The 2,294-nt window shown below is 63.8% G+C and carries 2 protein-coding genes; both read left to right on the forward strand.

Annotated elements, in window-relative coordinates:
* The first annotated feature begins 269 nt into the window (after positions 1 to 269).
* Positions 270 to 1,514 (forward strand): IS21 family transposase, encoded by a 1,245-nt coding sequence (gene istA, locus HWX36_RS36640; protein ID WP_175958571.1) that lies wholly within the window; start codon positions 270 to 272, stop codon positions 1,512 to 1,514.
* The coding region (gene istB / locus HWX36_RS36645) for an IS21-like element ISBcen28 family helper ATPase IstB (protein WP_175958572.1) at positions 1,511 to 2,294 on the forward strand (784 nt) is incomplete at its 3' end. The genes istA and istB, both read left to right, overlap by 4 nt.

Below are 2,294 nucleotides of genomic sequence, written 5' to 3' on the forward strand. Positions count from 1 at the left end.
TGCCGTGGCAACGCATTGGCGAAGGTGGTGTGATCCGTGTCGTATGACGTGAGTACCGACAATCGGTGAGCGTGCCCATGTCCTGCCGATGAGCAATCCGGCACAATTGCCGGATGGTCGATCACGCACAACTCCAGGACATGAGTGTCAGCGTCGGATAGATACTCCCCACTTTCGTCGAAGTAATTTTCCCCAGTTTTTTATCTGACGGCGCCGCGGCAGCTGCGCCGTCCTGTCGATCGCCGACCATATCGCCCTGGAGATCCGTCGTGGGGGTGTCGGTGGTCGAGCTGGAGGAAGTGATGACGATTCTGGAATTGCACCGGCAAGGGCTGAGTATTTCGGCCATCGCTGTTCGACTGAGTATGGACCGCAAGACCGTTCGTAAATACATCAGGAATGGCGTTCAGGCGCCGCGTTACGGGCCGCGCGCACCGCGACCGTGCGTGGTCGATCCGTTCGTTCACTACGTCACCGAACGTGTACGCGAGTTTCCCGACCTGAGCGTCGAGCGACTGCTGCGCGAGATTCGGGCCATGGGGTACACCGGTGGCCGCACGGCGCTGGGCGACTTGGTTCGGGAGGTCCGGCCGCCCCGCCAACGTGGCTTCGAGACGCCTGCCGGGCATCAAGCGCAGGTGGATTTCGCCCACTTCAATGTCGAGTTCGACGACGCGCCTGGCCAGCGACGCTCGATCTGGCTATTCTCGATCGTGCTTGGGCACAGCCGCTATCTCTGGGGACGTTTCGTCGAGCATCAGGACCTGCAGACCGTCCTGCGCTGCCACATGGAAGCGTTCGAGCATCTCGGCGGCGCTCCGCGCGAGATTCTGTACGATCGGATGAAGGCGGCCGTGCTGGGCGAAGTCGAGAAGCACATCGTCTACAACGCGAAGCTGGTCGCGTTTGCGCAGCACTACGGCTTCGCGCCGCGCGCCTGCAAGGCGTATCGCGCCAAGACCAAGGGCAAGGTCGAGCGGCCGTACCGCTATATCCGGCAGGACTTCTTCCTGGCGCGTCGCTTCCAGAATCTCGCCGACCTGAACCGACAGTTGCGCGAGTGGCTCGACACGGTGGCCAATGTGCGCGTGCACGGCACGACGCACCGCGTCGTCGCCCAGCACTTCGGTGAGGAGCGCCCCGCACTGCAGGCGTTGCCGGCCGGCACCTTCAACGGCGTGATCCGGCTCGAGCGGCGCGTGAGCCACGAAGGCCTCGTCTCTGTCGGCGGCAACTACTACAGCGTGCCCGATCGTACACGCAAGCGCACGCTCGACGTCCATAGTCTGGCTCACGAGATCCGCATCTACGAAGACGGGGAACTGCTGGCGGTTCATCCCGTGCTCGAAGGCCGGCGACGAACCTCGCTGTTGCCCGGCCATCGGCGCGCAAATCAGCGCAAGCAGCCGTCAAGACAGCCGGCGCCATCGGTGATGGTAGCCGTGGCTCGCCGGCCTCTGTCGTTCTATGACCAGGTCGCAAGACGCCTCGCAGATGCTGGGAGGACCGCATGAGCGGCATGCCTGCCTCGACACTGGAACGCATCCGGCGCTATCTCGTCGGCTTGCGCATGCCGCGCGCGCTCGAAACGCTGGACGCCACCCTGAATCGCTTCGAGCAAGGCGACAGCTCGATGCTGGAAGTGTTGGAAACGCTGCTGGGCGAGGAGTTCACGACGCGCGAGACCCGCCGCATCCGGATAGCGCTGCAGACCGCGCGGCTCGGTACGATCAAGACGCTGGCCGGTTACGACTTCAGCTTCCAGCCGAGCCTCGACCGCGATCGCATCATGGCGCTTGCGCAGCTCGAGTTCATCGAACGACGGCAGACCGTTCACTTCCTGGGGCCGCCCGGGACGGGCAAATCGCACCTGTCCATTGCGCTGGGCGTGGAAGCCGTGCGCGCCGGCAAGAGCGTCTACTTCGGCTCGCTTGCCGAGATCGTCAACTCGATGGCCAAGGCTGAGCGGGAAGGCAACCTGGCGCAGCGCGTGCGCTTCCTTGCACGCAACAGCCTGCTCATCGTCGACGAGATCGGTTACCTGCCCATCGGTTCCAACGGCGGCAATCTGTTCTTCCAGCTCGTCAACGCCTGCTACGAGCGCTGCGCGATCATCCTGACGTCCAATCGAAGCTTCGGCGAATGGGGTGAAGTGTTCGGCGACAGCGTGGTCGCCGCGGCGCTGCTCGACCGGCTGCTGCACCACGCGATCGTCGTGCAGATCGAGGGCACGTCGTACCGTCTGCGAGAACACGCCGATCTGTTGCCCGACCATCTACGCAACCGGCCTTCTT

Origin of the sequence: Burkholderia sp. BCC0405, from assembly GCF_902833075.1 — a bacterium.
GTDB lineage: Bacteria > Pseudomonadota > Gammaproteobacteria > Burkholderiales > Burkholderiaceae > Burkholderia.